Source organism: Pseudochelatococcus lubricantis (assembly GCF_042432495.1).
Classification (GTDB): Bacteria; Pseudomonadota; Alphaproteobacteria; order Rhizobiales; family Beijerinckiaceae; genus Pseudochelatococcus; species Pseudochelatococcus lubricantis.
In genome coordinates this window covers 79,261-101,496 of record NZ_JBHLXC010000002.1, presented here as the reverse complement: position 1 = coordinate 101,496, position 22,236 = coordinate 79,261, and the positions used below count along the sequence as shown (strand labels likewise).

The window sequence follows — 22,236 nt, the reverse complement described above, 5'->3', positions numbered from 1 at the left end:
TCCCTCACACCGCATCCAGTTGGCTCTGAAGCCTGATCTGGTCAAGCGGCTGGACGTTCGCGCCGGCGGTCAGTTCCTGATAGGAGAGCACCGGCAGGTCGGGAAAATCGCGCTCGATGATCTTGCGCATGAAGCGCCTGATATCCATCGGCGCCATGACGACCGGCGCCGTTATGTGCCGGTCGACATCGCCGATGACGCGCTTCATGGTGGCGATGAGCTGCCGGTGCACGTCCGGAGACAGTGCGAGATACGAGGCGCCGCTCGTCTGCCGCACCGCGCCGCGCACGACATCCTCGACCTCTTTCGAGATCAGATAGGCCGGGATGATGTTCTGTCCGGCCGAGAACTTGTGGGTGACATATCGGCTCAGGGCACCGCGCACATGTTCCGTGAGGATGATCGGGTCCTTCTCCCGTTGCCCCCACGTCACCAGCGCCTCAAGGATGGTGCGCATGTCGCGGATGGAGATTTCCTCGCTGACCAGTCGCTGCATGACATCGGTGATGGTAATGATCGGCAGCAGGCGCGTTACCTCGCGCACCAGTTCGCCGAAGTTCTTCTGCATCTGGTTCATCAGGAACATGGTTTCCTGAATGCCGATGAATTCCGAGGCGTGCGTCTTCAGGATGTGCGCCAGGTGATAGGTCATCATGGTCGACAGGGTCATCACCTGGATGCCCGCCCGTTCAAGCAGCGGCAGGTATCGGTTGGAGACCCACAGGCTCGGCGTGCGCGGCAGGAAGTCCTGCCCGCGCTCCACCGGGATGTCGAACATCCGCAGGTTTTCCTCGCTTTCCCGCACCATGACGTAGCCCGGCCGCGCCGAGCCCGACGCGACGGGCACCTCGTTGACCAGAACACGGTATTCGCCGTCGGCCAGGTTGTCGTTGAGCCGCAGGTTGATGCCGGGAAAGGGGACGCCGAGGTCGAAATAGAGCGCCCGGCGCACCTTTGCCACCTCGCGGTCGAGCTTCTCGGGCCGGATGGAATGGCGGACGCTCGACGCGATGTCGACGATCAGGGGAACGGTCAGCGCGAAGCTCACCACCTCGACGGGCGCGACCGGTTCTTTCTCGTCGTCATCGTCCGGAAACGTGGGCATCTGGCCGCCGGCCGCCAGCGCCGGCGCGAAGGCCGGCAAACCGTGGGCGCCGGGTCTGGCCGCCGCCTGTTTCGCCTTGCGCGAGAGAAAATAGCCCGCCCCGCCCGTCGCGCCGGCGAGCACGAGGAACACCAGCGTCGGAAAGCCGGGGACCACGGCGAAGATCATGAGGATGCCCGCCGTGATCAGCAGGGCGCGCGGCTCACTGCCGAGCTGCAGCACGATGTCACTGCCAAGGTCGGCGTTGTCGTCCGACGACACGCGGGTGACGATGAAGCCCGCCGTGATCGAGATGAAGAGCGCCGGTATCTGCTGCACCAGGCCGTCACCGATGGTCAGCAGCGAGTAGCGGCTCATGGCCTCGTTCAGCGGCATGCCGAGCTGCATCACGCCGATTGCCACGCCGCCGATGAGGTTGATGGCGGTGATGATGAGGCTCGCCACCGCGTCGCCCTTGACGAACTTCATGGCGCCGTCCATGGCGCCGTAGAGCTGGCTCTCCTTCTCCAGCTTGCCACGCCGGCGCTTGGCCTCGTCGAGTTCGATCACCCCCGCCCGCATGTCCGAGTCGATCGACATCTGCTTGCCGGGCATCGAATCAAGAGAGAAGCGCGCCGACACCTCCGCGACGCGCTCCGACCCCTTGGTGATGACCATGAAGTTGACGATGGTCAGGATGAGGAACACCACGAGACCGACGACGAGGTTGCCGCCGACGACGAATTCGCCGAACGCCTCGACGAGATGGCCGGCATCGGCCTGGATCAGGATCAGCCGCGTGGTGCTGATCGACAGCGCGAGACGGAACAGCGTGGTGATCAGCAGGATCGACGGGAACGACGAAAGCTGGACGACGTCCTTGATATACATGGACGCCATCAGCAGGATCGCCGCCAGCGTCAGATTGACGCCGATGAGCAGGTCGATCAGATCCGTCGGCAGCGGCAGTATCATCATGAAGATGACCGCGACCAGCAGGAAGGCCAGCACGAGGTCGTTACGCTGCGCCATGAGATGCAGAAAACGGGTCATGTAAAACGCCTTCTGCGCATCCGGATCATTATCTTTGCGACAATAATGTCAGAGTATGCGCACATATGTCAACGATGTTGCAACCGCGATGTCGCGGCCGTGATCGGCCGCCGCATGGCGCTGCCACGTGTCAGCGCGTATGCAATTGGCTGCGCAGCAGTTTTGTGATGTCCTCCAGTTGGGAGCTGTTCCGGATCACGCGCGGCGTCAGCATGATCAGCAGCTCGACCCGGCGCACGCGGTCCGTCCGCGTCTTGAACAGGTTGCCGATGATCGGCGTCGATTTCAGCACCGGCACGCCCGTCTCCGTGTCCTCGAAACGGTCCTGGATCAGGCCGCCGAGCACGATGGTGCGCCCCGACTGGCCGAGCACGTTCGATTCGACATTGCGTGTCGAGATGACCGGGTTGCCGTTCTGCAACGTGGGCGAGGGCGTGCTCACCGACTGGTTGATGCGCAGCGCGACCGAGTTGCTGGCGTAGATGCGCGGCGTCACGTCGAGGACGATGCCGGTGTCCTTGATCTCGATCTGCTGCGTTACTGTCACGTTGCCGGAGCTTTGCGACGTCTGCGAGCTGATGGCATAGGGAATCTGGTCGCCGACGACGAGGCGCGCCGTCTTGCCGTCGAGCACGGTGAGATACGGCGACGAGATCACCTTGACCTTGGTCACGGCCTGCAGTGCGGACAGTATCGCCTCGATGCGATAGTTGCCGACGTTGCCGCCGAGCGAAACGAACGCGCCGTTGCCTTCCGGAGCGGTGACAACGCCGGTGCCGCCGGTGGGCAATGTGTCGCCGGTCGTTCGGGCGGCCACATACGGCCCCTGGAGGTACATCTGAACACCGTGATCGAGATGGTCGTTCAGCTCGACCTCGACGATCATCGCCTCTATGGCGAGTTGCGACTGGGGCACGTCCATCGTCGCGACCACATCCCGGATGCGCTGGAAATCCGCATAGGTGGCATGGATCATCAGCGTATTGGTGCGAGGATCGGGGACGATGCGCACCCGGGGGGCGGAGGGGGCTTCAGCCGCTGCCGCCGCACCTGCGCCGCGGCTCCCGCCGGAGGGTGTGCCACTCCCGGCGGCGGACGCGGCGGCTTCGACGATGCCGCGCATGTTGAATTTGGGCGCCGCTTCCGATCCCGCGTCGCCGTCGGCCAGCGGTGTCTGCTGGGGAATCGCCGGCATCTGCCGCGGCGCCCGCTGCGCCGGTTGTTCCTTGCCCCGCGATTCGGTGGCTGCGGCGGTGTCGCCTTCCCCCGACTTGCCGAATATTTCCGTCAGCGGCTTGGCGATTTCCTCGGCGGTGAGGTGGCGCAGCTCAATGATGCGTAACGCCGGCTCGTCCGTCGCCTCGCGGTCCATGAGCTGAGCAAGCTGCTTGACGCCGTTCATGATCTGCAGATCCCGCGCGCCGATGAGCAGCGCCTGCTGCCGTTCGAGCGGCAGGATGGTGGGCATGTCGCCGCCTGCCGGCACGCGCGCCTGATAGAACGCGATGAGTTTTGCAGCCACCTTCTCGGGCGTGCCGTGATGGACGGGCACGACCGCCACCTTGTCGTCGCCCAGCCCGTCGCGGGAGATGGATTGCAGCGTCTGCTCCACCTGCGCGATATCGTTCGCCGGTGCGCGGACGATGACGGCGTTGGCTGCGTTGCTCGGCGTCAGCGAAATGCTCTGGGGAAGCAGCTGGCCAGCGATGCCGATGACATTGGCCGCATTGTTCCTGTCGAGTTTCACCACCCGGGTGATCTGTTCCACCGTCTGATTCCGGCGCGCATTGGCCTCCAGCGATTCGACCATCTCCGGTGTGCCGACATGGTAGACGCTGTTGACCTGCCGCATGGCGAGGCCGTTACGGGCCAGGATATCGCGGACGACATAGAGCACCTGGCTCTTCGGCAACGGCTCCTCCGTGCGGAAAGTGACAGAGCCGCCGAGATCGTCGGGCGCGATGTAGTTGACGCCGAGCGCGCCGCCGAGCAACTGCTTCAGCACGAAGCCGATGGTGGCCCTGTTGAAGTCGATGTTGACCTTCGCCTCCGGGTCGAGCGCCCGCGCGCCTGCGTTCTGCAGGCTGGCAAGGTCCTGCTGGACGCCGCCGGGGGTGGGCTTGTAGTCCACGCGAACGCTGTCGACATAGCCGACGAAGGGCAGCACGCGCGGCGGGGGCGCGTTCAGCCGCGCGGTATCCAGCACGCCGCCGGCGGGCGCCGCCTCGCCCGTGTAGAACAGCGACCTGTCGCTGCCGTTGTAAAGCACCGCACGCTGTTTCCGGGCCGAGAGGAAGCCGTCTTTGCAACGCCCGTCCGTCTTGCCGGTCTGCTCCCCCCCGGTGGGAACGGTGCAGGCATCGCCCTTCAGCGCCTCGCAGGATGTAAGCACGAAGGTCATCAGAAGCCCGAGCGCAAGGTTGCGCATCAGGAGGAGGGACCGCGCCGCGGCTAGGAAGCTTGTGTCATTTCTGCCTTTTCTCCCGCTTCGTCTGGTTCGTTGCTGGTTACGCATCACACCTACCAGTTCGCTCGGAGCCCGAACAACGGGTTGCCGCTATCATAGATATTGAACGCTAAACATCTCCATATGCGATAGTATAATTAATCTTTCCATGAAAGAGAAATATTTTATATATGGATGAGAAAATAATTGACTTGATATTTATTTAAATATGAGAGAATTTATTATAATATATATAAAAATATACATATTTAAACAATTTATTTCTTATTATTTTCAGTATTTATGTATTCGTTAAGCATATATTAACCAAACGTTCCAGGTGCCGAATCCGGAAGACTATGATTGATTCGCTTTCTTGCCCGGTCAGCATCCTGCCCATCGAATGGATTCTGTGACGTTCGGCACACGGAGGAGCGCCGAAGCAGGGTAGCGTGCCTTCCGATTATTCACGGGAGCGTCCCACCGGCGTCTGCACAGGTCCTGCCGTGCTCCGCCGTTTCGGAGGCGCGTCAGGGCGTTCCCGCACAGGTTGGAGAAGCCCATGCCGTCGCGTTCTTCCGCGTTGCGTTCTCCTGCTCTGGGTGAAGCGTTGTTGACGCTGCCAGAGGCGCCGGAGCGCGCAGTCCTGGCGGCAAACCTTCCGGACGCCCCCGACGTCCGCGAGCAACTGTCGCGGGCGCACGCGCATGCCCAGCGGCGGGCTCAGGCGGGGGAAGACGTGTTCAGGGCGGCATTCGCGCTTCAGGGCGGCCGTATCGATGACATGTTGCCGCTGGTCGCGCTCGAAATCGCGAACACGCTGCACAACCTTCCCGATGGCGCGGGACACTGTGTGCCCGGCAGCAAATCGCCGGCGGAGGAGCCGCGAGACGACACGCGCGGCGTCGTCGTCGCCCTTCAGGCGGGGGCCGTCTCCCTCGTTGCCGCCGGCGCCGTCAGCGACGCCGTCACGTTGCTGTGCGCGCTGCTCGATTGGCCCGAGGCGCGTAGCGACGCGCTGCTGGGCCTCGCCATCTGCGCGATCCGGCTGGAGCGGCACGAGGTAGGGCTGGTGCTGGCGCTCGACTATCTGAAGCGCGGCGGGCGCCACCCGCGAGCCCATTGTATCGCCGGCCTGTGCCGGATGCGTTGCGGCAACCGCAGGGCAGCACAGAATCATCTCGCGCTGGCCGCCCGAGCAGCACGAAGCGATCCTCTGTTTCGGGACGAACTGCGCGCCGCGCAGCGGTTACTGATCGCACTGAACTTCAGCCGCTAAATCAGATGAAAGAATAATGAATGTAGAATACATAATAAATTGAAATAAAATATAATAAATTAATATATAAATTTTCACTTAATAAAATGAATATGGAAATTATTAATATATAATCTGGATAGTTTGAGAAGATTATTGCCCATCTGATGGCTGTGTTTGGCCGGAGGCACTCTAGGAGACAACCTCCGGGCGGGCCCTGCAGAAATTGTGGAGCATTGTTGTATGTTGCGTACTGAAGACGTCAGGCTGCTGGCATCGCTGGGATTCATCGCCGTCATGCGCAGCCGCGACGCGCACGCCCGCGCGATATTCGAGGGCGTCATGGCTGCACGCCCCGAGCAGGAGGCCGGTGCCGTCGGGCTTGCCATGCTGCACCTGAAGGACGGAGAGTACGACAGGGCTATCGAACTGCTCAGACCGTTCAGTTTCAGCGAGACAGCACTTGCCTTCCTGGGGCTGTCCTTTTTCCGAAAAGGCGATCGCGAGAGAGCGATGAAGATCCTCAGGGACGCGGTCGTATTGTCGTCCGGAGGGGACGGCGGCGCGTTCGCGCAACAGATGCTCAACGCGATCGAGGCCGAGGTGGGCAGCAGGTCCCCGCTTGTCTGACGCTCTGCGTCATTACGGTATGCGTGCCGCGCAGCCAGGCCATAAACGCCTATACCAGACGGTTGTGTGCCTCGATGAGGCGGTCAACACAACGCTCGATCCGCGGGGCGTCTATCTCATGGTCTTCCAGCATGAACGACAACACGATGGCACCACCCGCGGTCAGTCCTGCATGAAGGAACAGGCCGGTCGCAAGATCTGGCCCCGCAGTCTGCAACGCCCGTAGTTCCTTGTCCGGATCCTCAAATGCAGGCGTCCGGAGCAAGCTGACGATCAGGCGTGTACCGTCCATGGAAGGCAGGAACGTCAGGTCGCCGGAGCGTGCAAACCGGAACGCGAAGGTGCCGTCCTGCGCCGGCATTGCCGACAGGCCTGCGCGCGCGGCGAAATCCATAATCGCATGCAGGCCGGTGCTGGAAAAGGTAATCGTCATTGGGTCGCTAAAGGTTCCTTACGCTGCTTTCGCTTCGTCCTCGATGGCGAGTTCGGCGCGCCACAGTTTCAGAACGCTGTCCTGAGCGTTTCTATGCGTCTGGTCCCCGTTGATCTGCCCGTTCGGGAACAGGTCATCTGGCAATTGCTTGTGCAGGCTGGCAATGCAGGTTGAATAGACGACGCGGTCCTGAAGTGCGGCGTTATTGGGCAGCACGGCTTCGAGCGGCCGGATGGCGCTGCGGTCGACGTTGTCGTTCGAAACGAAGCCGAGAACGGCCCTGGTGACATTCGTCGCGTCAAGCGTCTTTTTACCCGGCGTGCCGTTATCGAAACGGCGGGCAATAATATGCATCGGCTCCACCACCATCTGCTGCACGTGATCGAACACGGAGTTCAGTTTTTTCAGCACCGCAAGCTCGGTCAGGAGGCGATGCCGGAAATCATCATCAAGGGCCGGGCCGTTGCCGTCGGCAAGATTGCTGCCGGCGCCCGCCATGAAGTCGCCGACGACCTCCCGCAGAGTGCGCAAAGGGTCGGATTTTTGCAGCGTCTCGAATATGTTGCTGAAATTCTTGCTTTCCTGTAGAAGCTGGCGCTGCTGCTCGCGGAACAGGGCGGGGCTGCTCTCCAGCGTGGCACTGGTGACAGCGAGGCGGTTGATGGCGGACAGCGTCTCGCGAACGACACGCCCGACAGTCGCCTCGTCGAACTCGTTCCGGATGCCCAGTAGCACTGACTGGAACGCCTCGTCGGTCGGATTGTCCGTGCTGAAATGGCCGAAGATGATTTCCAGCGCCGCCAATTGTTGCACGGCGTCCGTGTCATACGCATGCAGGGCCATCCAGATTTGGCCATGGATATCGCGCCGTTGTGCATCCGTAAGCCCGATCTCGCCGGCACCGGCCAATGCCGCCCTGGTTGCCATCTCGTCGCGGATGGCGGAGAGACCCTTCAGCAGATTGCCGGTGGCCTGCCGAATCTTTTCGCCAGTAACGCGCGCGAGCTGCGCATATTGCCGCTGCTGCTGATTCTGTTCGGTGCCGGCATCGCCGCCGGAGAACTCGCGGAAGGCGAGCAGGCGCAGAATCTGATCACGCTGCTCGTCGGTGTCGGACGTCGGGGAGGAAGTGCTTTCGATGTCCGGGCTGCTGCCCTTGCCGGCGACTGCCTTTCGGCCTGCGCGTTGCGTCATGTTACCAAGCGGGATGCGGCCGGCAAGAAATGCGCCGAGTTCTTCGGCGTTGTCCTGGAGATTGGCCAGCAGGTCGGCCGCCGGCAGGTTGAGCATTTCCACGCTCTCGCCCTTGCGTTCGCCCACTTTCGATCCGAAGCTGTCGATCGCCGCGCGAGCCGCCGCATTGGGCTCGAACAGGGGAGCGTTCAGGTTGCGGTCCTGCTGCGCCTCTTGCGTATCGGGCGGCAATTGCGTTCTGCCTGCGAAATAACCGATCTGGCTCATCAGACTCCCCTTTCCGTAATGACACCTGACGCCACATCCGCGCAGATACGTCGCGCGTAGCCCTCCAGCCTGAGGCCGCCGGCTGATTGTCTGGAACATTATCGCGCGGCCCGGCATATCTGCTTGTGCCGAAGGTCACAGAACGCGCATTTTGAGCCGCTGAAAGCAAACCGGAGCAACCGGTTGCTCCGTCCGTTGGTTCATACGCCAGATTTACTCAGGGAACGCTATCCGTTCCTCGGCCTGAGGCTCTCGAAGCCTGTGCCGCGCCTCTCCGGCGCGCCGGACGCCTTCACTGGATGTTGCGCACGATGCCCTTCAGCGTATCTGCGACACTCTTGATAATGTTGGTGCGCAGGTTGCTGATCGCCGACCAGGTGTTCATGGCAATCTGCATCGCGAACATACGTTCGGTGTCCGACAGGTTGGCGTTCGCCTCGATTGCCTGGATTTCCGCCTCTATGGACCGCATCTGCTCGCCCATGTGCGACTGGGCCCAGATGAGGTCGAGGCCGTCTTCTTCCGGCAGCTTGAAGGTGTCCTTGTTGGCGATCGTCGCCGGCGTGAGGCTGCTGCGTATCGCTGCGCCAGCGTCGAATTGCGTAATGGCCATTTCAATCTCCGTTTCGTTGGATTTCTGCCAGAAGCCGTTTTGCATGCTCAATAGCGTTTAGAATTGCGGTTGCAGCGGCATGCTCTTTGTAACTCAGCCCGCTATTCAGCGTGTTCTCAACCTCTGTTTTCGCGTGATCGAGCCGTTGCACGATTGCCGCTGAAACAGTTTCTCGCTCTTTCCGGAACAGCAACTCTTCCAGGTCGCTGACTGAAAACGGCGATATGTCGTCCAGTATGCCGGCCCCGGTCGCAGGTCTGTTCAGTGTCGCCTGGCTCATCGATCAGAGCCCTTCCTGCAGGGCCAGCGATTCCAGCCTGGCGCGATCAAGAACGATGATGGAGCGGTCGCGGATGGCGATCCATCGGTCGCGTTCCCACGCTTTGAGCGCGCGGTTCACGTTACTGCGCGCGCCTCGTGCCATCAGGCCGAGGTCGGTCTGCGTCACCGCCGGGCCGATGCAGGGATACATGCGGTCGCCGGCCTTGACGCGCGTGCCCAGCCCGTCCGCAAGCCGTAGAAGCGTTTGCGCGAGACGGGCGGCGAGGGTCCGGAGGCTTAGCATGCGGGTGAGTTCCACATAGCTGCGGTACCGGCGCGCCACCACGTGCGCCACGGCAGCATCGATTGCGGGAAACCGTTCCCGCAGGCTTCGGAACTGGTGCAGCGGCACGGCGGCGGCGGTCACGTCGCCAACGGCGCTCGCCATCTCGCAATGCGTGCCGCCCTCGAAGATGCCGAGTTCGCCAAAACTTTCGCCCGGTGGCAGGATGCCGCAGAGCACAGCCGACCCGTCTTCCATCAGATAGGAAAGTCTGACGTAGCCTGAGCGGATGAAGTAAAGGTTGTCGGCGTCGTCATCCTGCAGATAGATGACGTCGTGCGGCGCGAAGACGCGCAGGATGAAAGATGCAGCCAGTGCAGCTTCTGCCGCTGCGCCCAGGTTTTGAAACTCCGTCGCGACGGAAAAGAGGCTTCTGCCGTCCGCAAGTGTGATCCCTCTCGCCAGAGGCGCCGGCGCATGTCCGTCGGGGATGGCATGCAGCGGCGGCAACGGCAGGGCGCCGATCAATGCGGGCGGCCCGGAAGGCATGCTGTGGGGCGAGGGCGCGATGCTGCTCATGCCGCATTATCCGTCAGACGACGCTCCGGCGCCGTGGGTGGCGTGTCATCGGTACGCTGCAACATATCCTCCATCGAACCGGCGCTCCATGCGGGAGTTTGGCGTCATTGACGTTGCGGATCACGTTTACGATTGATCTTTGACATATATGCTGAAAAAAGTCACTATGATTCGACAAAAATAGCGTATAAAATGACTTATATGTCTAGGCGAGGCGAGGCGCGCCGGGCGGGGTATCTCAGGGGGGGTTGATGGCGGGCGCGGAACTCATAGATGGCGCGATCCTCAAGATCCTCAGCGGCGTGCAGTCCGGCGTCGAGGTTTCTCTCCTGCCCGGGCAATACGGGCTCGGCTCGGGGCCCGACGACGACATCCAGATCATCGATGTCAGCCTTGCGCCCGGCCATCTGGAACTGCGGATAAGCCATGCCGGCATACAGATCCGCGCAGCTGCCGGTCCGGTCAGAACCGCGAACGGCGTTGTTCTGGATGTGAACAGCGACTGGCAGGAGATCGAGCCGCTCGACGTTCTTACAGCCGGCACGACGCGGCTGGCGTTGGGCCCCGCGTCGGCATTGTGGACATCCATCGCGGATGCCGAGGTGGAAGTGGATCGCCCGCAGGCGTCGGTCGCCGCGCGGCGTCGCCCTTTGCGCACGCTGGCGCTGTCTGTGTTGGCGCTGGCGCTGGTCACGGCGATCGCTTTATGGTATCTGAATACCGGCGATATGGCGCGGCCAGGCGCGGGTGAATCGGATCTGGCCGGCTTGGAGCAAGTCCGTGCGGCCCTATCGACGCTGCCGTTTGCGCGCGATCTCGCGGTCGTGCAGCAGGTCGATGGCGTGATTATCGTCACCGGCTATGTAGACACCCAGGCCGAGCGGCGGGCGGCTGTCGGTGCCATCGGGGCGGCACGCGCCGGTGCACATCCGCGCATCTGGGTGCTGGAGGCGATGCGACAGGAAATAGAGGGGCTCATCGCCGCGAAAGGGCGGAATCTGTCCTTTGACGTGTCGCGGAAGGGCGCCGTCACGCTCGACGGCCAGATTCCGGACGACCGGGAAGCCGAAACCTTCGTCATGACCGTGCGCGACGCGGTGCCGGGTGTGTCGTCGGTCGACTCGCGCCTGCGGACGCCGTCCACATTGCTGGAGCAGGTCAACGCTCTGGCCGATTCGTCGCAGATCAGGCCATGGGTGCTGCTACGTCTCGACGATGGTGTGATTGAGGCGACTGGCTCCGTACCGGTGGAAAAGATTGATGCTTGGTCGGGCTTCCTGCAGGTCTACGCGCGTCGCTTCGCGGCTGATATCGGGCTGCGGTCGTTCGTGCGGCTACAGGATGTGACGAGAGTGGCGGCGGAACTTCCCGTGCCGGCTATTTCCGCGAATGCCATCATGATCGGCGTGCCATCCGCGACCAGCGCCGATGTCGTGCTCGACGTCGCCCGTGTGCAGAGGGGCGATTTCGCGCCGAAAGATGTGCTGGTCGATGCCGAAAGGCCGGCGGCGAAGACAAACAGCAATTTGCCGCTCGCCAGCGGAAACGCCGGAACGCCGGTTCCGCCGCTGGCCACAAATGCCGAGCCGGACAAGCACGAGGAGGCTGGTGACGGGTCGGAGCATCTGGCGGCGGATAAGCCCGTCGAGACACAGGCGAGTGACTTGGGTGCGGTGCTGCGGGCGATTGCTGGCACGCAAGTTGCTCCCGGCGATCAGTCACAGCAGATGTCGCAGCCGGCGCGTGAGGCCGCGATGCAGCTGTCGGGAAACGATGGTGCCGTCAGTGCGCGCGGAACTATCGGCGAGGCGTCATCGGAGAATTCGCAATCTTCATTAGAGATCGTGTTACCGTCGGCGAACAGCGGTAACGGGTCGAATGCTGTCGTTGAGGTCTCCGGAGGCAATAGCCAACAGGTTCCCGTGCTGCCGCGTAATGCTGCACGGCAGCCATCCGGCAGCGTTTCCCTGTCTGGCAATGTCACGCCCTCGTTTCCATCACCCATTACGGACGAGGCCGCCGCGGCAGTCCTGCCTGCTTCCGCGCCGGCTAGGCACTTGACGCTTTCAGACAGCACACGTCTCCTGCTCCAGCAGTGGCGAGACGACCGCCTGCCATCCGTCAGCGGCGCGCAGCTTTTGCTCAATGCTCTTCAACGTCTCAGTGCAATGCTGCAGGGTCGCCCCGACGACGTCACGCCTCCGTCCCGGCTGGCGCGGCAAAAATTGCACGATCAATATCTGCCGGCGCAAGGCTTGCAGAGCCACTCCGGCCATGACACCTGTTGGCCGGGGGCGGCGCTTGGGCCCGACGATGCCATGACGGCGATATTCTGGCTCGACATTCTGAGCGTTGGCCGGACGCTGTCGTTATCAAGTTTTGAGCCGCGCTTCCAGCTCGTCATCATGGAGGCCGCGATTAATCCGCGCCGCACGATGCAATGTGTGATCGACGTCTATCAGGGTGGCACGGTCGCGGCGCAGTCGGTATTCCTGCGTGAGATCGGGCGTAATCCGGCTTTCATTCGCTTCATCGTGCGAGACATTGCGCCCCACACTCTCGACATTTCGGGCGCCGGGCCGGGCGCGCCGTCACGTTTCATCCAGACTCGCAGCGGCGAGAAAATCCATGAAGGCGCCGCGCCCGACATAGCGAGCCGGTTGCTTCTGGTCGGCGAATTGGGGGCAGTGCTGGAGGTCGCAAACGGCCTCGCCGTGGCGATTTACGGCGGTGAGTTGGCTTGGATTTTAGAATAAAATAATATTGTGAAATTTAATTACATAATAAAAACATGGAATTTTTTAAAAATTAATTAATTATTAAATATTTATATTATTTAGCAAAATAAACTTTATATATTGGCTGCCGTCAGCGTCGCGGCGCAGTGTCAGCCTGCTCGGTCGCTGCCCTTCTTCTTGTGACATCTGCGCGGTGGTCTCCGGCCTCCATGTCGAGCACGCCGTGGTCGAGCCGTCCCTTGTAGAGCGTGTTCCGGTTGCGTGCGACCCATGCCAGCACTTCCGCCACCGCGTCGAACAGTTCGGTGGGTACATAGTCGTCGACCTCCGCATCGGCGTAGAGTGCCTGTGCAAGTTGTACATTCCGGAAGACGGGAACGCCCGCTTCCTCGGCCTGCGTACGCAGGAAATGCGCGTGCCGGTTGCGCCCTTTGGCCGTGACGATGGGCAGTGGCATCTTCTCTGGAGTATACAGGATGACGACGGCGAAATGCGTGGGGTTCACAACAACGGCCGTGCCTTCGCGCGCTGCCGCGCCGCCGCCGTTCATCGCCAGTTCCTGTGCGATCTGGCGGCGCTTGCCCTTGATATGGGGATCGCCCTCGCTCTCCTTGAATTCGCGTTTGACCTCGTCCTTCGACATCATCAGAGTCTTGATATGGCTGCGCCGCTGATAGACGATGTCGACGACCGCGACGACGACGAAGGCCAGCGCGGAATAGACGAAGGTCTGAAACATGAATTGCGATGTAACGCCAACCAGGCAGGACATGCCGCAGGAAAGAGATGAAATGTAGGCGCCGAGCGCATTCTTCACGACAAAATAGAGCAAAATAGAAAGGATGGCGATCTTGATGATCGACTTCAGTGTTTCGACGAGCTGCTTCATCGAAAATATGCGCTTGAACCCCTTCCCGGGGCTGATCTTGTCAAGATTCGGTTTCACTGCTTCCGCCGAGAACAGGGTACCGATCTGGAAGTAGTTCGCGAGAATGCCTGCGAGAAAAACAACCCCGAGGACCGGCAGCATGATTCTGGTAATGTCATAGACAATGATTTCGATCGCCTTGGCGGCGTTAACCCTGAACTCACCCACTGAAAGCTGTGCGATTTTGTCGAACAGGCCGAGCAGCGTGCCCATCGTGTTGTGCCAGTTCACCCAGATGAAGGCGATCACCGCGAACAGCGACGTCGTCGTGACGATTTCCGTGCTGCGTGCCACCTGACCCTTCTTACGGGCATCCCGCAATTTCTTGGGCGTTGGTTGCTCTGTCTTTTCTCCGGATGAGTTCCCGCTCATGGCGTGCCCGCTACTCCGTCACTGCCGAAGGTCGGGTACGGTGGCGGGAATTAGGCTATAGAAGTATTCGACGTATTGATTTATCTTGTAAATGTTTGATTCAGAATATCTTAGTAATGAAGAAAAGTAAAAAACAAGCATGAAAATGGCGATAATACTCTTTATAGGCATCGCCAGTACGAAAACCTGAATCTGTGGTGCGAAGCGGCTTACCATCGCCAACGCGAACTCGGACAGAAACATGACCGCAACAACGGGGCCTGCCAGAATGACCACGAAACGAGTGGCATGGTCCATCACGCCCAGTATGAAGATGGGGAATTCCGGCGAGATGACGGGAATGAAACTGGTGACAGGCCAGAGTGCAAACGACTGGTAGACCATCCCGAAAATGGGCAGCATCGCGCCGGTGACGAACACGTAGGTGATGAAGGCATGCGAGAACATGAGGGCGAGCGGAGACGCCTCGTGCCCCTGCATGGGATCGATGCTGGCCGCGATGGCTGCGCCGCGCTGGTTGTCGATCAGCGCGCCGGCCGCCTGCACCGACCAGAATATCCAGCCGACAAGATAACCCATGACGAAACCGAGCGCGTATTCCTTGGTGAACAGCAGGGCGAAGACGAAGACGGAGCCGTTGAAATGCAATGCGTACGGCATGTTGATCGGCACGCTGATGACTGAGATGGACAGCACGCATGCCGTGCGCGCCAGGCGCGGAACGGCTCCTGAACTGAGCAACTGGGATGTCGACAGGAAAGCGTAGAGGCGGGGCAACGACAGCAGTAGCGCGACCAGCTCCCCATGGAACAGATCCGCGAAAAGCAGATAGGCCGCCCTGAGTTCGTTCATGTCATGTCCGGAAAGCCGTTGAAGATCTTCAGTGTGTAGTTCAAGATTTCGCTGCCCAGAAAGCCTGCAACCGAGGCGATGGTGATCGCCACGGCGATGAGCTTGATGGCGAATGACAGCGTTTGCTCCTGAACCTGCGTCAGCGCCTGCAGCAGACTGACCAGAATGCCCACAACCGAGGCGACCACGATGGGCGGCATCGACAGCAGCATGACGAGCATCATCGATTCCGTGATCTGACGCAGGGCGACTTCGGGCGGCATGCATTTCTCCTCGCGTATCGATGCCGCGGATCGGGCGCGGCTCGCGCTGCTACGGGACATACGTCTTCACCAGTCCCAGAATGAGCCGCGACCAGCCATCGATCATGACGAACAGGAACAGTTTGAACGGCAGGGAAATTGTGAGCGGGCTAACCATCATCATCCCCATGGCGAGCAGGATGTTCGACACGATGAGATCGATGGCGATGAATGGCAGGTAGAGCAGGAAGCCGATCTCGAACGCTTCCCGCAACTGGCTGACGGTGAAGGCCGGCAGCACGACCGCGATGCTGTCACCGGTTAGCTGGCTTGCGAGATTCTCCGGCCACAAGGTGCGGGCGGCCTCCAGAAAGAATTGCTTCTCCCGCTCGGCGGCATGTGTGTTGAGGAACTGTGTCAGCGGCCCCTTGGCCGCCTGATACGCCTCCTGGATGCCCTCGACGGTCTTGAACGTATGGCTGCCCTGTTCGAGGATGTCGTATGTTTCCGCCACCACGGGAAACATGATGTAGCCGGACAGAATGATCGCCAGCGCATTCAACGCCATATTGGGCGGGATCTGCTGCACACCAATAGCGTTGCGCACGAGCTGGAAGACCACCGAAATCTTCACAAAGGATGTAGCGACTACTGCCATGAATGGCACCAGCGCCGCCGTCAGCAGCACAAGGATGAGATTCAACGGATCGATCAAGGGAAACTCCTGTCCGCCTGGCTGTCTCAGGTTCGCAGCAGGATTTTCGACAATCTCACCGCCAATCTGTCGTCGATCGCGACGAGATCGCCGGTGGCGACCGCGCACCCATTGGCCCGCAGCGTTACCGCAACCTGGTCTGCGAGGGCGGGGGGATCGAGCGCCACTACGGCGCCGGGCTGCCATGTCTCGATTTCGGCCAGCGTGAAATCCCGCTCGCCGATGTCGAAGTCGATGGTGATGGCAAGATCGGACAGGCACACGCTCTTAGCAGCGTCCTCCTGAGGCGGTAAACCGGGTTCAACATCGCTCTCGCCGTCCGGCCAGACCTGTTCTGTCACTGCACTTTCCCTCAACCGGCGGCGCCGTGTTTCTTCCTGCAGCCGCTTCCTGTTGCCGGCGACGAGCCATCCCTCGTCAGTGAAACGAAAATCCCACAAGATCTGCCCAATGCGCAGCCAGCGCCGTTCGAGAGGCGCCGCCGGCAGCAGGATGACGGTGCCCTCGGTCAAGCCAGCCAACTCCCGTGCCGTAAGCGGAAACGCGCCGAGCGTGAAGGCACTCGCCACAATCATTGTGCCACGGGCCTCTGCCTGCACAGCGGCGGGCACAATGGGCCATGCGGCCGATGTCGAAAGCAGCAGGCTGCGCGCGCAGCCGAACGTCAACCGCACCGGTTCCGGCGCGAGGCCGGCGAGGATTATATCGAACCAAACGATGTCTGCGTCGGCCGTGGCGCTGCCCCATCCGGCGATGGCGACATCGCTGGCCGCGTCGGCCGGCAGGGTACGGCGGATGACGTCGACCATGCCCTCTATCAGCGCGTCGCGCAGCGTTGGCGGCAGCACCGGAAAGTCATCCACCGTCAGCGGCGTGTCGAACATGTCGGCGAACGGGAACATGCGCCACACGACGTAGGCTGCGCCGTCCCGGCCGAGGCGTAATTTCGTGCAGAGTATATTTGGCCCAGGGGGCGCCGCCGGCGTGAAGACCAGATGCGCCTTGCCGGCGAGGGGAAGGGCCGTCCCCGCGTGGCTGAGTATCGCATTCCACAGTGCTTCGGATTGTCCGATGCCGGGCAGGGCCGGCGGATGCCAGGGCATGGCCGTCATGCCAGGCGACCCGCGCGGCCGGCGACGGCGTCCGCGAGCGGCGACGCCGGAACATCCCCGTCGGCTTCATCCGCGCCGGCTTCCCGTCCGGCGGCGAGAACGCGGATCGTGCGGCTACCGAAGCGCTTCGACAACCTGTCCGCCAACGCCTGCGCGGCATGGACGGCGTCCTCGGCGAACATTTCACCGCTCCCCGCGAGCACGATGTCGAGGCCGCCGGCCGACAGGCGGATAGTGACGGCGCTGATGCCGTTCATCGCTCCTCCCAGATCGATGCTCAGGCTTCGCATGCCGTCGGGTGTGACGGCGAACTCCGCCCGGATCGCCCGTTCGACACGGACGGCGATGGCATCGAGCGCCTCCTGCAGCCGGGCGGGGGCGGCGGCCGTCGCTTCTGCCTGCTGGATGGCGTTGAATAGCGGCAGGGTCGAGCCCGTCCCGGCGCATGTTGCCAGCACGCGCTCATCCCCGGTGGCATCGGCCGACCGGCGGCTTCCGCCCGATGGCTCTCCTTCGTTCTCGGCGCTCGCGGCCTGGTGCAGACGGTGCTGGAAGTCGTCGGCGCGCATGGAGAGGCTTGCCGGTGTTTCGCGGCCTTTCGTGTCGCGCGGCCAATCGCCGGGTGGCCGCGCACCGGCCCCCGTTCGGGCGCCGGCGTGCTCTTCCTTCGCTCGTCGCTCGCCGAAGCCGGACCAGGTGCCGTTGCCGGAGGCGCCTGTGCCGTCACCTGCCGGATAGTGGCGGCTGCCGCCGCGGTCCAGCCGGTCTTCATGTCCTGTCCCGCCGGGGCGGTAGGGGCCGAGGTGGCTCATGCGATCCTCCGTGCAGGTCTGGTGAACAGGTCCTCAAGCTCAATTTCTTCCTTGAGCGCTGCCATTTCCTCGGCTTCGACCTGCATCGTCCCGGTAATGTCGATGTACTTGTCGCGGTTCTTCACGGCGGTTCGGTAGGCGGCGATCGCCTCGTCCAGCTCTTCCTTGCGCCGTGCCTCGATCTGGCGCGCGCGGTCCCAGTCATCGCGCAACGCCGTGTATTCGTGCTCGATGGCGACGATGTCCGCCCGCACGTCATCGAGACTCCCGATGCCGACGACGCGCCCCAGCACCCGGGCGTAGACGGCATCCTCACGCGCCGGGATCGTCACCCGGAACGCCTCGGCGGTTTCGAAGGCCCGTCGCGTTGCCTCGCGCGCCTGTTCAAGCTGCGCATGCCTGGCGTGCATGGTGTTCAGCGCCTGCTCCTGCTTGAGTTCCTTGATGCGCAGCAGCGCCTTCATCTGCCTGATCATCCGGCCAGCTCCGCAAGCTTGCGCAACGTGTCGTCGAACGTCTCGAACTCGTCCGTACGTTGACGCAGGAAGGCGTTGATGGCCTTGTTCTTCGCCACCGCGATATCGGTATCGGCATCGTTACCGGGCTTGTATTCGCCGACCTTGATCAGCAACTCGACGTCGGCATATGCGGCGAGCCACTGGTTAATCTGCCCGGCCAGCTTGCGGTGCTTTGCGGAAACGACGGCGTTCATTACGCGGCTCTTCGACGCGAGCACGTCGACCGCAGGATAGTGGTTTGCGGAGCCCAGCTTGCGCGACAGGATGATGTGGCCGTCGAGAATGGAGCGTGTTTCGTCCGCGACCGGCTCGTTCATGTCGTCGCCCTCGACGAGCACCGTGTAGAGCGCGGTGATCGACCCCCTGTCGTTCATGCCCATACGCTCCATCAGCTTGGGCAGGACGGCGAAAACGGACGGGGGAAAGCCGCGGCGCGTCGGCGGTTCCCCCGCGGCAAGGCCGATCTCACGCTGGGCGCGGGCGAACCGCGTGACGGAATCCATCAGGAACAGCACACGCTTGCCCTGATCGCGGAAATACTCGGCGATGGCCGTGGCGGCGAAAGCAGCCTTGGCGCGCTCCATCGAGCTGCGGTCGGACGTCGCCACCACCAGAACGGACTTCGCGAGCCCCGCCGGGCCCAGATCGTGCTCGATGAACTCGCGCACCTCCCTGCCGCGCTCGCCGATCAGCGCGAGCACCGTCACGTCGACATCCGCGCCCTTCACCAGCATCGCCAGCAGCGTGGACTTGCCGCCGCCCGCCGCCGCGAATACACCCATGCGCTGGCCCTCGCCGCAGGTGAGCAACCCGTCCAGCACCCGCAGCCCGAGCGATAGCGGCCGGTCGATGATGCGGCGGCTCATCGGGGCCGGCGGGTTCTGGTAGATGGGGTAATGGGTTTCCGCCGCGAAGGGGATATCCTTGCCGTCGATGAAATGCCCCATGCCGTCGAGCATGCGGCCGAGCAGGCCGGGGCCCACGGCGATCGACTGCACGCGCCCGGTGCGGCGCACCTCGGTGCGCGGGGATATGCCCTGCGTCTCCCCGATGGGCGACAGCAGCGCCTCGTCGTTCAGGAAGCCGACGCATTCCGCCAGCAGCTGCAGGCCCGTGGAACGAGTGAACAGCTCGACGATCTCGCCAATCTGTATTTCCGGCACCGAGGCATGGATGATCGTGCCCACGACCTTGCGCACCTTGCCCGTAGCCGCGTAGGGCACGAACGCGCCGGCGCGCTCGGCAAGCCGGCTTGCGAACTCGCCGGGCCATGCGGCGAGCAGCCGCTCCCGCTCCGCCAGAAAGATATCGAGATCCGGCGCATCAGCGTTCATCGGCGCCGCCTTCGTGTTTTCCGTCTCCGTCACCGACCGGCGCGACGAGGATGCCGGAGGCGATCTCGCGGACGATGCCGGCGAGTTCGTCGAGTCGGGAGCCGAGATCGCCCTCGACACGGCCGATGCTGGTCTCCACAACGACGCGCGGCACCGACAGCGAGGCGTCCTCGACGACCTCGATCAGTTCGAAGCCGGGGAACTCTGCCAGAATCGCGCTCACGCGCGCGCGGAAATAGCCGACCTGTTCTGAGGAGATGCGCAGCTCCGCTTTCTTTTCGCGGCGCATCTGCTTGAGCGCACCGCGCACCACCGCCATCGCCCGGGCGTCGGCGTCGAAGCCGTCGACAAGCTTGCGCATGGACGCCAGTACGATCGCCGACAGTTCGCGCTCCAGCGCCTGCAGCCGGGCGTCGAGATCGGCGCCCTGACGCAAGGTTTCCCGGGCGGCGCGCAGCCGGCCTTCCAGCAGCCCTTCCTCAAAGCCCCGGCGGCGCTCGTTCTCGCGCTCCGTCCGGGCTTCCTCAACGATCTCTTCCGCCCTTGCGTGCGCGTCGGCAACCAGCCGCGTCGCCTCCGCGACCGGCGCGAATGTTGCAGCCGGCAGGATGTGCAGGCCTTCGGGCAGCGCGAACCCGAGTTCCGCCAGCCGATAGTGCGCGCTCAACCGACGATAGGCGACCACGGCGGGAACCTCCGTTGAAGCAGTTTGACGATGTGCGCGCAGTGCTGATCGGTCAGCGGGGCAACCACGCCGGCGCCGTTTCCGCCATCGGGCGGGGGCGGATTGCGGATGGCGAACAGCGGCGCGAGGAAGGGCTCCGTCCTCTCCACCAGCAGGCATAGCGTCGCGTGCCCGGTTGCGGTTATCCGACGGCCGATATCCCGCGCCCGCTCGTCATCCGTCGCGATCGAAGCGTCGATGGAGAGCGAGCCACCCGCGAGGCCGGCGAGGGGGGCGTAAAGCACGGGTGCCTCGCGTGTCGCCACCAGGTAGAAGTCGTTGCCGAGAATGCCGCGTAGCGCTTCGCGCTCGCTTTTCAGCGTGCACGACAGGAAATGCCGGTGGAGGATCGCCGCGCCGACAAGCAAGGACGCCTGGGCGACGACTGCGGGATCGTCCGTGGCGAGCGTGAGCGACAGACTGCTCGCGCTGCTGCGTCCGAGCTGGCGCAGATGCCCCGTATCGATGGCGATCTCCTCCAGTTTCGACAGCCGTGCGGCAGCGCGGTTGAGCGCGGCGCCGAAGCTTGCATGGCGCGCGATGACGCTCATGCCGGCTACGGAAATCGGTCCGGAGCCGGTGAAATCGCCTACGGCGACGCGCGTCGCGCCGAGAGGGCGGGCGATCGCGGCGGCGATCCGGGCAGCGATGGCGAAATCGACACTGGGGCGGGAGTAGTCTTCGCCGGGTACCGGGAAACCGCTGCGAGCCGTTTCGTCGCCCGCAAGGCTCCGTTCACGCGCCGGTATCGTGTCCGGCGCGAGGGTGGCAATCCGTTCCGCGCTCGTGCTGGCGCTGGCCGTGATGGCGCTCATCCCGCGCCTCCCTTTCCGCCAAAGCGATGCGGCGGCGCCACTCTCCCGTTTTGCCTGTGCATCGCATGGAACCGGGAAATGGCATCCGTTTCCCAGTTTGAGGTGCCTGTTGCCGCGCGCTGTTGTTTCATGTCGGTTCGAGTGCGGATGGCGTGGCGTCGTCCGCGTTAGCTCTGGCCTTGCCGGTCCGCGCGCGCCAGTACAGATAGAGGCAGGCGATCACCGCGATCACCAGCAAGGCGACGACGCCGGCCACGATATAGAGGATTTCCCGGAAGCGGGCGGCGTCGGTTTCGCGTACAGCGAGGCCGGGGAGCAATTCGATCGTGGCATCGAGATGCGCGGAGGCGTCGGGCTTCATCGGCACGGCCTCCGACAGGATGACGGTGACGGCCGCGTAATCCAGGCCCTCGATGGAACTGCTGACGAGGCGCCTGATCTGGGGCACGAAGAAATCGAGGTCTACGCCCGCCTGATGCTTGATGAACACGGCCGCGGAGGCCGGCGTCGGCTGCTTGCCCATCTGCGGCGGATCGGGCTGCACGATGTGAACACGCGCCGCCAGAACCCCATCGATGAAACTCAGCGTCCGCGCGACTTCATCACCCAGCGTGCTCACATAGCGTACTTTTTCCTCGAATGGCGAGGACATGATGCCGGACTTCTGGAACACTTCGTTGATCGACGCATGTGAAATGGTAGGCAGTCCCTTGCCGTTGAGCAGGGCGAGCGAGCGCAGCACATCCCGCTCGTCGACCCGGATGGCGAAGCCGCTCTTGCCGGAGACCACCTTTTCCGCGGTGATGCCGCTTGTCAGCAACTCGGCGAGCATCCTGTTCGCTTCCACTTCCGTCAGGCCGGTGTAGAGATCGCTCTTGCAGCCGGCGAGCAGAAGCGCAAGCCCTACCGCCAGCCACACGGCCATCCGCCGCCAGCCGGATGCCGCCGGCCTGCGTTCCATGAGAAGCGCCGT

21 protein-coding genes are annotated in these 22,236 nt (G+C 62.7%); 3 read left to right on the top strand and 18 right to left on the bottom strand.

All coding sequences use genetic code 11. From position 1 onward, the window contains the following. Positions 1-4 precede the first annotated feature (4 nt). On the bottom strand, positions 5-2,137 hold the full coding sequence (sctV, locus tag ACFFJ7_RS03350; protein WP_208394286.1) for a type III secretion system export apparatus subunit SctV: 2,133 nt from the start codon (positions 2,135-2,137) through the stop codon (positions 5-7). A gap of 130 nt (positions 2,138-2,267) precedes the next feature. Further along, entirely contained in the window at positions 2,268-4,565 is a 2,298-nt protein-coding gene (locus ACFFJ7_RS03345; RefSeq protein ID WP_377590758.1) for a secretin GspD/PilQ domain-containing protein, read from the bottom strand. Between the two features lie 580 nt (positions 4,566-5,145). On the opposite strand from ACFFJ7_RS03345, the gene ACFFJ7_RS03340 reads away from it, so the two are divergent. Next, a complete protein-coding gene (locus ACFFJ7_RS03340; RefSeq protein WP_377590757.1) occupies positions 5,146-5,862 on the top strand; it encodes a hypothetical protein in 717 nt (238 codons plus the stop codon). A 222-nt stretch (positions 5,863-6,084) separates the two neighbouring features. Then, positions 6,085-6,471 (top strand): tetratricopeptide repeat protein, encoded by a 387-nt coding sequence (locus tag ACFFJ7_RS03335; protein ID WP_377590756.1) that lies wholly within the window; start codon positions 6,085-6,087, stop codon positions 6,469-6,471. A 49-nt stretch (positions 6,472-6,520) separates the two neighbouring features. Here ACFFJ7_RS03335 and ACFFJ7_RS03330 read toward each other — a convergent pair whose 3' ends face one another. The 5 genes from ACFFJ7_RS03330 to ACFFJ7_RS03310 all read right to left on the bottom strand — a co-directional run bounded on the left by ACFFJ7_RS03330 (position 6,521) and on the right by ACFFJ7_RS03310 (position 10,101). Beyond that, the gene (locus tag ACFFJ7_RS03330) at positions 6,521-6,904 is read right to left on the bottom strand and encodes a type III secretion system chaperone family protein (RefSeq protein ID WP_377590755.1); all 384 of its coding nucleotides are present in this window, start codon (positions 6,902-6,904) and stop codon (positions 6,521-6,523) included. 18 nt (positions 6,905-6,922) lie between these two features. After that, entirely contained in the window at positions 6,923-8,365 is a 1,443-nt protein-coding gene (locus ACFFJ7_RS03325) for a hypothetical protein (protein ID WP_377590754.1), read from the bottom strand. Positions 8,366-8,657: 292 nt separating this feature from the next. Continuing rightward, a complete protein-coding gene (locus ACFFJ7_RS03320) occupies positions 8,658-8,978 on the bottom strand; it encodes an EscF/YscF/HrpA family type III secretion system needle major subunit (RefSeq protein WP_166954704.1) in 321 nt (106 codons plus the stop codon). 1 nt (position 8,979) lies between these two features. Continuing rightward, positions 8,980-9,258 (bottom strand): EscE/YscE/SsaE family type III secretion system needle protein co-chaperone, encoded by a 279-nt coding sequence (locus tag ACFFJ7_RS03315; protein ID WP_377590753.1) that lies wholly within the window; start codon positions 9,256-9,258, stop codon positions 8,980-8,982. A 3-nt stretch (positions 9,259-9,261) separates the two neighbouring features. Then, complete coding sequence (locus tag ACFFJ7_RS03310) at positions 9,262-10,101, bottom strand: Crp/Fnr family transcriptional regulator (protein WP_377590752.1); 840 nt, start codon at positions 10,099-10,101, stop codon at positions 9,262-9,264. Between the two features lie 251 nt (positions 10,102-10,352). Here ACFFJ7_RS03310 and ACFFJ7_RS03305 point away from each other — a divergent pair, with 251 nt between their 5' ends. After that, positions 10,353-12,857 carry an FHA domain-containing protein gene (locus ACFFJ7_RS03305; RefSeq protein WP_377590751.1) on the top strand — a complete coding sequence of 835 codons (2,505 nt, stop codon included), beginning with the start codon at positions 10,353-10,355 and terminating at the stop codon, positions 12,855-12,857. 112 nt (positions 12,858-12,969) lie between these two features. Here the strand turns inward: ACFFJ7_RS03305 and sctU are convergent, their stop codons facing one another. The 11 genes from sctU to sctJ all read right to left on the bottom strand — a co-directional run bounded on the left by sctU (position 12,970) and on the right by sctJ (position 22,224). Further along, positions 12,970-14,139 (bottom strand): type III secretion system export apparatus subunit SctU, encoded by a 1,170-nt coding sequence (sctU, locus tag ACFFJ7_RS03300; protein WP_377590750.1) that lies wholly within the window; start codon positions 14,137-14,139, stop codon positions 12,970-12,972. A gap of 18 nt (positions 14,140-14,157) precedes the next feature. Next, a complete protein-coding gene (gene sctT, locus ACFFJ7_RS03295; RefSeq protein WP_377590749.1) occupies positions 14,158-14,991 on the bottom strand; it encodes a type III secretion system export apparatus subunit SctT in 834 nt (277 codons plus the stop codon). Further along, entirely contained in the window at positions 14,988-15,254 is a 267-nt protein-coding gene (sctS, locus tag ACFFJ7_RS03290; RefSeq protein WP_166954716.1) for a type III secretion system export apparatus subunit SctS, read from the bottom strand. Before sctS ends, sctT begins: the two co-directional genes overlap by 4 nt. 49 nt (positions 15,255-15,303) lie before the next feature. Beyond that, the gene (sctR, locus tag ACFFJ7_RS03285; RefSeq protein ID WP_377590748.1) at positions 15,304-15,948 is read right to left on the bottom strand and encodes a type III secretion system export apparatus subunit SctR; all 645 of its coding nucleotides are present in this window, start codon (positions 15,946-15,948) and stop codon (positions 15,304-15,306) included. 26 nt (positions 15,949-15,974) lie between these two features. Further along, positions 15,975-17,060 carry a FliM/FliN family flagellar motor switch protein gene (locus ACFFJ7_RS03280; protein ID WP_377590747.1) on the bottom strand — a complete coding sequence of 362 codons (1,086 nt, stop codon included), beginning with the start codon at positions 17,058-17,060 and terminating at the stop codon, positions 15,975-15,977. Next, the gene (locus ACFFJ7_RS03275; RefSeq protein ID WP_377590746.1) at positions 17,057-17,872 is read right to left on the bottom strand and encodes a hypothetical protein; all 816 of its coding nucleotides are present in this window, start codon (positions 17,870-17,872) and stop codon (positions 17,057-17,059) included. The genes ACFFJ7_RS03280 and ACFFJ7_RS03275 overlap by 4 nt, the downstream gene beginning before the upstream one ends. Next, complete coding sequence (sctO, locus tag ACFFJ7_RS03270; RefSeq protein WP_377590745.1) at positions 17,869-18,348, bottom strand: type III secretion system stalk subunit SctO; 480 nt, start codon at positions 18,346-18,348, stop codon at positions 17,869-17,871. The genes ACFFJ7_RS03275 and sctO overlap by 4 nt, the downstream gene beginning before the upstream one ends. Beyond that, positions 18,345-19,724, bottom strand: a complete 1,380-nt coding sequence (gene sctN, locus ACFFJ7_RS03265) for a type III secretion system ATPase SctN (RefSeq protein ID WP_377590744.1) — start codon at positions 19,722-19,724, stop codon at positions 18,345-18,347. Before sctN ends, sctO begins: the two co-directional genes overlap by 4 nt. Further along, on the bottom strand, positions 19,714-20,409 hold the full coding sequence (locus tag ACFFJ7_RS03260) for a hypothetical protein (protein WP_377590743.1): 696 nt from the start codon (positions 20,407-20,409) through the stop codon (positions 19,714-19,716). The genes sctN and ACFFJ7_RS03260 overlap by 11 nt, the downstream gene beginning before the upstream one ends. Next, the gene (locus ACFFJ7_RS03255; RefSeq protein WP_377590742.1) at positions 20,388-21,263 is read right to left on the bottom strand and encodes a hypothetical protein; all 876 of its coding nucleotides are present in this window, start codon (positions 21,261-21,263) and stop codon (positions 20,388-20,390) included. Before ACFFJ7_RS03255 ends, ACFFJ7_RS03260 begins: the two co-directional genes overlap by 22 nt. Positions 21,264-21,390: 127 nt before the next feature. Then, positions 21,391-22,224, bottom strand: coding sequence for a type III secretion system inner membrane ring lipoprotein SctJ (gene sctJ, locus ACFFJ7_RS03250; protein WP_166954730.1), 834 nt, complete (start codon positions 22,222-22,224; stop codon positions 21,391-21,393). Positions 22,225-22,236: the final 12 nt, after the last annotated feature.